Source organism: Butyrivibrio sp. VCB2001, assembly GCF_000423965.1.
In the GTDB taxonomy this organism is placed as follows: Bacteria; Bacillota; Clostridia; order Lachnospirales; family Lachnospiraceae; genus Butyrivibrio.
Genome location: NZ_AUIZ01000041.1, coordinates 1 through 1,536, shown reverse-complemented (window position 1 = coordinate 1,536; position 1,536 = coordinate 1). Strand labels below are relative to the sequence as shown.

Annotated in this window: 1 protein-coding gene; it reads right to left on the bottom strand. The window is 38.3% G+C overall.

Annotation, left to right across the window (positions count from 1 at the left end; genetic code table 11):
• Nucleotides 1-61: 61 nt before the first annotated feature.
• Nucleotides 62-1,479, bottom strand: a protein-coding gene (locus G589_RS21755) for an IS3 family transposase (RefSeq protein ID WP_242826479.1) whose coding sequence is annotated in 2 segments (ribosomal slippage) — nucleotides 62-996 and nucleotides 996-1,479 — 1,419 coding nt in all. Because the reading frame shifts where the segments join, the coding sequence is not laid out codon by codon here.
• Nucleotides 1,480-1,536 lie beyond the last annotated feature (57 nt).

The window sequence follows — 1,536 nt, the reverse complement described above, 5'->3', positions numbered from 1 at the left end:
TGAGGTGACCCCCAAAAGTTAGACTTTTAAGCGTAGCAGTTTTATGGCTGCTACGCTGTTTTTATGCAGCCAAGAGGTTGAGTCTATACTGGACAGGACTCATCCATCCTAGTTTCTCTTTAATTCTTTGTTCGTTGTAATACTTTATATATCGCTCTATTTCAGCTTTCAATTCTTCGTAACTATAATAAACTACTCCATAATAGATTTCTTGCTTTAGCAGTCCGAAGAAGTTTTCCATTATTGAATTATCAAGGCAATTACCTTTTCTAGACATGCTCTGGAAGATACGTTCTTGTTTTAACCGCTGTGAATAAGCCTTCATCTGATAAGCCCATCCCTGATCTGAATGAAATGTTCTGCGATAAGGACAGTCTGATGTAAGCTCTATTGCCTGTTCAAGAGCATCCATTACATTTCTCGCGGAAGGATGTTTATCTATTCCAAAGCTCAGTATTTCACCATTGCACATATCCATAAAGGGATCTAAATATAGTTTGTGCATGGTCATGTGGCCTTTTTCATCTACTTCATAGTACTTTAGCTCAGTTGTGTCGGTGGTTATTTTCTGGTGCGGTATATGTGTATGAAACCTTCTCTTAATCCTGTTGGGAGCAACAGTTCCGACTTTTCCTCTATAAGAACTGTATTTTCTGCTCTTGCGAGTAAAGGATGTAACCTGGAGTCCTAGCTTTTGCATAATTCGCTGGACCTTCTTTTTGTTGACCTTACATCCCTGGTTATGTAATTCGCCTACCATTCTACGATAACCATAGTCCTTGTTACTCTCGCGTATAGCAAGAATCGTTTCTTCTAGTGCTTTATCTGGATTTTCCCGGTCAAATCTCTTTTGCCAGTACATAAAAGTTGCTTTGGGCATACCAGTATATGAGAGAAGGTCTTTTAGTTTGAATTGTCTTCGGAGGCTGTTGATGATTCGCGCCGTTCTCTCATTTTTGCTTCGTCCTCTAAACGCAGTCTCCTCAGTTCTTTTAAAAAGGCGTTCTCTATTCTGAGTTTTAGTAATTCATCCTCTAACTCTTTGACATGTTTTGCACTTGTATCAATAGGAGTTTCAATGGATGGAGCAGAATTCTTTTCTTCTGGTTTATCCAATGTTTTTCTTCGACCTTTCTTATGCGGTCTCAATGCATCAGGGCCGGCTACTCTAAAGCGATTAACCCAGCTAGCAATCATACATGGATTAGTAATTCCTTCTTGAATAGCCAAATCTTGATATGAGATTTCACTTGATAAATATAACTCTACAATATTCAGCTTCTTCTCGAAAGAATAACTTTCTTTTTTTCGAGATCGTTTCAGACCATCATCACCAAACTTATTGTAATTATTAACCCATTCGATGATATGCTGTGAACTTGCGATACCATACTTTTCTGCCAAAAAGTTCCTTCCGCCTTCACCTTTAAGGTATGCTAGGACTACCTTTTTCTTAAATTCAAAATCATATTTTGCCATAAAAATACCGACCTCCCAAAAGTTAGATTTTTGGTCTAACTTTTGGGGGTCGGTACA